The 6,508-nt window shown below is 45.5% G+C and carries 4 protein-coding genes; all 4 read left to right on the top strand.

Annotated elements, in window-relative coordinates:
• Window positions 1-2,428, top strand: a 2,428-nt coding sequence (locus ACH2DQ_RS19440) for a glycoside hydrolase family 3 N-terminal domain-containing protein (RefSeq protein ID WP_395027933.1), incomplete at its 5' end; no start/stop codon positions are given.
• Between the two features lie 107 nt (window positions 2,429-2,535).
• Window positions 2,536-4,974, top strand: a complete 2,439-nt coding sequence (locus tag ACH2DQ_RS19445) for a glycoside hydrolase family 3 C-terminal domain-containing protein (RefSeq protein ID WP_394915444.1) — start codon at window positions 2,536-2,538, stop codon at window positions 4,972-4,974.
• Complete coding sequence (locus ACH2DQ_RS19450) at window positions 4,971-5,582, top strand: hypothetical protein (RefSeq protein ID WP_394915445.1); 612 nt, start codon at window positions 4,971-4,973, stop codon at window positions 5,580-5,582. The genes ACH2DQ_RS19445 and ACH2DQ_RS19450 overlap by 4 nt, the downstream gene beginning before the upstream one ends.
• Window positions 5,583-5,619: 37 nt before the next feature.
• On the top strand, window positions 5,620-6,508 hold an 889-nt coding region (locus tag ACH2DQ_RS19455), incomplete at its 3' end, for an MBL fold metallo-hydrolase (RefSeq protein WP_395027936.1).

The following is a 6,508-nucleotide window of genomic DNA, read 5'->3' on the forward strand; positions in this document are numbered from 1 at the left end:
TCTGCCGGAGCCAACGGAAGATTATTATACGGATGACTTGATGCAGAAGGCGAAAGATTTTTCGGATACTTCAATCATTGTTCTTTCAAGGTCAGGCGGTGAGGGGCAGGATGTTCCCCTTGATATGAAAGCCGTTATAGACGGTACCTATGACCCACGTGACGAGATCGCAAACGGAAATGACAACTATAACTATTTTGCCGGCAAATACGACAATAACGGTGCCTATGATGATTTTGATGAAGGTGAAAGTTATCTGGAACTTTCTAATACAGAAGAAGCGATGATTGAAAAAGTCTGCTCAGAGTTCGACAAAGTTGTGGTGGTTATCAATGCCAATAATACCATGGAACTGGGGTGGGTTGACGAGTATGAGAGCATTGGTTCCGTGATTCTGGCACCTGGCACAGGGGCAGCCGGTATGGCGGCATTAGGAGAAATCTTAAACGGGTCGGTGAATCCATCCGGAAAAACAGTGGATACCTATGTATATGACCTGAAAAGCACCCCTGTATACAACAATTATGGAAATTTTTTATTCAACAATGTAGAAGATTTGAAAGCAGAACTTACTGAGGCAGACGAAGCATATGAAGGAGTGATTCCATTTGTAAACTATGTGGAGAATATCTATGTGGGATATAAATTCTATGAAACTGCTGCGGAAGAGAGACTAATTAATTATGAAGAAAGAGTACAATATCCTTTCGGATATGGATTAAGCTATACAACCTTTACTCAGGAAATGCAAAACTTTACGGACAATGGTGACACAGTTACGGTAGAAGTTGCTGTTACTAATACAGGGGATAGTGCCGGAAAAGAAGTGATACAGCTCTACTATACGCCGCCCTATATGAACGGTGGAATTGAGAAGTCATCTGTGAATCTGATTGAATTTGGGAAAACCGGTGTGTTGGAGCCTGGCGGTTCTGAAGTAATCTCTTTTGAGATAGCCAAGGAAGACATGTCAGCTTATGATTCCCGGGGACTGAAAGTTGAAAACGGAGGCTACATACTGGAAGCAGGAGATTATACGCTCTCACTCAGATCCGATTCCCATACGGTGCTGGATGAAGAAACCTTTCATGTTGACAGAGATGTGAATTACGGTACAGATGGACGCAAATCCGATCATACCACAGCGGTGAATCAGTTTCAGGATTATTCCGCAGGAAGAGTCACTTATCTGTCTCGTACAGACGGATTTGCAAACTATAATGCAGCAACAGCAGCACCAGGTGCGGATCTGTATGTAATGGATGAAGAAACAAAAGACTTTGTTACGGAAAAGTCTGTTGCCCACTATGATTCAGCTAAATATGATAATTCAGAGGATACGATGCCTGAAACAGAGGCAGACAATGGCGTAACAGCTGCAGACCTCACCGGGAAAGAATATGACGATCCGCTGTGGGAAGATCTGCTGGATCAACTCTCCGTGGAGGACATGATTAATATGGTAAACCTTGGCGGCTTCCAGACTGTGGCAGTGGATTCAGTCAAAAAAACAGGAACACTGGATTCAGACGGCACATCGGGATTAAATGACTGGTATATCGGGGTATATGGTACTGCTTACCCGGTACAGCTTCTCATTGCACAGACCTGGAATAAGGAACTGGCATACCGCATTGGAGAAGGCGTTGGGGCTGAATATGCCGACTGCCGTATATTCGGGGCTTACGCACCGGCGATGAACATTCATCGTTCTGCATTCACCGGACGTAACTTTGAATATTATTCAGAAGACAGTGTGCTGTCCGGACATATGGCATCTAACACCGTAAATGGAATGTCTGCGAAAGGAGTCTATGCCTACCTGAAGCATTTTGCCCTGAATGAGCAGGAGACAAACCGCTGCAGCCTGCTTCTGACCTATTCCGATGAACAGGCTGTCAGGGAAATCTATCTGAAGCCTTTTGAAATCTGCGTGAAGAATTTTAACGGTAAATCACTGGCTGTGATGTCTTCCTTTAACTTCATAGGAGACAGGTGGTCAGGAGCCAATGCAAACCTCTTAAATAATGTGCTGCGTGATGAATGGGGATTTCAGGGAATGGTATTATCTGACTGGAATGGTTCTTACGGGTACCAGAATACGGATGACGCTGTCCGAAATGGAAACGATGCGATGCTGGGATTCTTCGCGGCAGAGTCGAATCAGATCACGAATACCTCACCCACTATGGTGCTGGCTATGCGTAAGGCTGCCAAAAATATCCTCTATACAATTACCAACAGCGGAAACTATACGATAGAGGATCCAAATGCAGGTAAGATGCCGGAAATGACAAAGCTGTTTATCGGTATTGACGCTGCTGTGGCAGTGGTATCACTTGGTATTATGGCACTGGTTCTGGTTCGCTGCAGCAAGAAGAGAAAAAAAGCTACCATTGACGTAATTCCCACAAAGACAGAAGAATAGCCGGTAACAAGCAGTACATGCAGGCATAGCATTTTGGCAATTGCCCCAAATGTCAGAGCCTTCGGTGCCTGCAGACGGGGCTTTGGCCTGAGAAAAAGGAGATTGAAATGAAACATCCAGATATTATAGAAAAAATGACAGTAGAGGAAAAGGCAGCATTCCTAAGCGGGAAAGGAGAGTGGGATACCCGTGATATCCCCCGTCTTCATATCCCTTCTGTGTTCTGTTCAGATGGACCGCATGGTATCCGCAAGCAGGCGGGAGCCGGAGATCATCTGGGGTTAAATGAATCACTTCCGGCTACCTGTTTTCCTACAGCCGCTACAATTGCTAACAGCTGGGATGTGGATTTGGGTAAGAAAATTGGAGAAGCCCTGGGAGAGGAAGCAGCAGTACTGGATGTGCAGGTGTTGCTGGGACCGGGCTTAAATATCAAACGCAGCCCCCTCTGTGGCAGAAACTTTGAATATTTTTCTGAAGACCCCTATCTGTCGGGGAAGATGGCTGCATCCTATATACAGGGAATCCAAAGCCAGGGCGTCTATGCCTGCCCGAAGCACTTTGCAGTCAACAGCCAGGAGCTGCGCAGAATGGCAATGAATGCGGTGCTGGATGAGCGGACACTCCGGGAAATTTACCTGACCGGATTCGAGATTGCCGTAAAAGAAGGCGAAGCCAAAGCCATTATGTCCAGCTATAATCAGGTGAATGGAATCTATGCCAATGAAAACCAGCATCTTCTGCAGGATATTTTGCGGGAAGAATGGGGATTTGACGGGATTGTTATTACAGACTGGGGAGGCTCCAATGACCATGTGGAAGGAGTAAAGGCCAGGTCTAATCTGGAAATGCCGGCACCGGGACTGGACTCAGCCAGACAGATTGTATCAGCCGTTAAAGAAGGGCGGCTGAAAATAGAAGAATTGGATGTTTGTGCAGATGATCTGCTGGATGCCGTACTCACTGTCAGCGAAAAAAATAAACCCGGAAAAGATAGATTTGACGAGAAAAAACACCACAATCTTGCTAAAAAAGCGGCTGCAGAAAGTGCGGTGCTGCTGAAAAATGCAGATAACATACTTCCTTTGAAAACGGGATGCAAGGCAGCGGTAATTGGGGACTTTGCGGTTACCCCCAGATATCAGGGGGCAGGTTCATCCATGGTAAAACCAACATTACTGGAAACATTTGAAAAGTCTATAGGTGATTATGACCTGCAGGTTATGGGCATATCAAGAGGTTATAAACGTACAGGAGAGGAAGAGGAGATACTCAAAAAGGAGGCATTGGATCTTGCTGCTTCCGCAGATGTAGTGCTGTATTGTTTTGGATTGGATGAACTTAGTGAATCGGAAGGTCTGGACCGGACACATATGCGGATTCCCCAGAATCAGATTGAACTTCTGCAGTGTATTATGCAGGTCAATGAAAATGTAGTGGGAATCCTGAGTGCAGGAGCCTCCGTGGAGATGCCCTGGCAGAAGAATTGTAAAGCGATTCTACATGGATACCTCTCCGGTCAGGCGGGTGCCGGTGCCATGCTGGATATACTCACTGGGAAAGTCAATCCATCCGGCAGACTTGCGGAAAGTTATCCCGTTCGCTATGAAGATACTCCGGCGCTCCGGCATTTTCCCAGTGCCATGAGAAATGCCGAGTATCGGGAGAGCATCTATGTGGGATACCGCTATTATGATACCAACAAAATCCGGGTGCAGTATCCCTTTGGTTTTGGACTGTCCTATACGGAGTTTACCTTTTCAGACATAAGGACTGACAGTCAGGGGGTTACACTGACCGTTGCCAACAGCGGAGACATGGACGGTGCGGAAGTGGTCCAGATGTATGTGGGTCTTAAAAATGCCATCGTTTTCCGTCCGGAAAAAGAGTTAAAAGGATTCTCTAAGGTATTTTTAAAAGCAGGAGAAAGCCGGGAGGTACATATTCCATTTGATGACAAAACCTTTCGTTACTGGAATATAAAAACGAACCGCTGGGAAGTGGAGGCGGGATTCTATCGCATCATGGTGGGAGCAAGTGTGAGTGATATCCGTCTGAAGTCAGAACTGGAAGTGGAAGGAACGACTTCCCAATATCCCTATCATCCTGTTAAGCTTCCCTATTATTATACAGGCATTGTTCAGCAGATATCCCACCGGGAGTTTGAAACGCTTCTGGGACATCCGATTCCGGAAGGAAAGTGGACAGGTAATCTGACATCGAATGACGCAATCTGTCAAATGTATCATGCAAAAAGCGGACTAGCCAGATTCCTGTATAACCGTCTGAACAGTTTGAAAAAGAAAAGTGAGGAGAAGGGCAAGCCTGACCTGAACATTCTCTTTATCTATAATATGCCGCTGCGTGCATTAGCTAAAATGACTGCCGGAAGGGTAAGTATGGATATGGTGGACGGGCTGGTAGAGGTTGTCAACGGCCATTTCTTTCGGGGAATCAAAACAGTAATCAGCGGATTTGCTGCCAATGCCAGGGCAAACAGGGAATATGAAAAAAGACTATCCGGTAAGAAGGAGAAAAGGAAATGAGTCAGATAAAAGAAAAATGGATATACATATGGAATCACTTTGCACAAAATCACGCCAGACTTTCAAAGTGGATCTATCAGATTTTCTATTTCTTTGTATTCAGCATGATGGTGACGGTATTCCAGTATCTGGTGTTTACATTTATGCCCGGTATCCTTGGAATCGGACTTGCCGGTACCCAGTTTATGTGGCCGCACAGGGAGATGCACCTCTTTGGTGTTGACTTTACATGGAGTCTTCTGGGCTATAATGTCCTCTATGATGCCAGCGGTGCAGTGGTAACAGGCGGAGGGCTTGGATACTTTATCAGTTATGAAGCCGGGTCTTTACTAGCCCAGTGTATAAATTTCCCGCTGCAGAGAAACATTACCTTTAAAAGCCAGGGAAACCCATGGTATCAGGCGGTATGGTACTTCCTCGCCTGGGTTGTGATTTCCCTGATCTGTAATGGGTTCAACAACTTATGGATGCCAATAGCCTCCGCTTATGTCGCACCGGCGGTCTATAATCTTCTGGTGACATTTATAACCGGCGGTGTTTCCATGATAATATTCTTTTTTGTATTTAAAATCATTTTCCCGGAGGGGGAAAGCGGGAAGAAGCAGTGATTGGGTGGTGATGATATTAAAACCAGGAGGAAATTTCATGAGTAATAAAATCCGCAAAGCAATTTTTATTTTGCTGATTACGTTAGCAGTATTGGCGTGTGCAGTGGGAATGTTCCTGCTCTTCTGGCCCTCATTGGGGAAAAATCCGTCAAAGGAACAGCAGGCAGAGTATGTAAAACGCATCGATGCATTTTATGATGGCACCTTTCATACACCGGAAGAATTTCAGCTTATCGTCCCAACAGAAGACAAAGCCAGTGATAAAAATTTACGACTTACCCCGGATGGTGAAATTCCGGTCAGTAAAATTACAGAACTCCCAAAGGCAGATACGGATGAATTGACGATCACATGGTTTGGTCATTCTACCGCCCTTTTGCAGATTCATGGCATGACGATATTAATTGATCCGGTACTAAGCGAGTATTCCTCTCCGGTAGGATTTATGGGGGCAGAACGAATGGCAGAAGTACCAATGATGGCGGAAGAATTGCCGGAAATTGATATACTCCTGATTTCTCATGACCATTATGATCATTTAGATTATCAGACAATTCGGGATATAGATGAAAAGGTAAAGCGTTATTGTGTGCCTCTTGGAGTGGAAAACCATTTGGAAAAATGGGGCGTGGATCCTGAAAAAATACACAATATGGCATGGTGGGAAGAGGTGGAAATCGATGGACTTACCATATCTGCTACCCCGGGGCAGCACTATTCAGGCAGGCTTCCATGGGGAAACAATCAAACTCTGTGGAGTGGATATTATCTCCAGGATGAATACCACAAAGTATATTATACGGGAGATACCGGATATGGAGAATTTTTTAAAGAAATCAGGGAGCGGTACGGCGAGCCGGAACTGGTTCTGTCTGAGGACGGGCAGTATGACCCGGAATGGCCATACTGCCACATGAACCCTCAGG

The organism is Robinsoniella sp., from assembly GCF_034124845.1.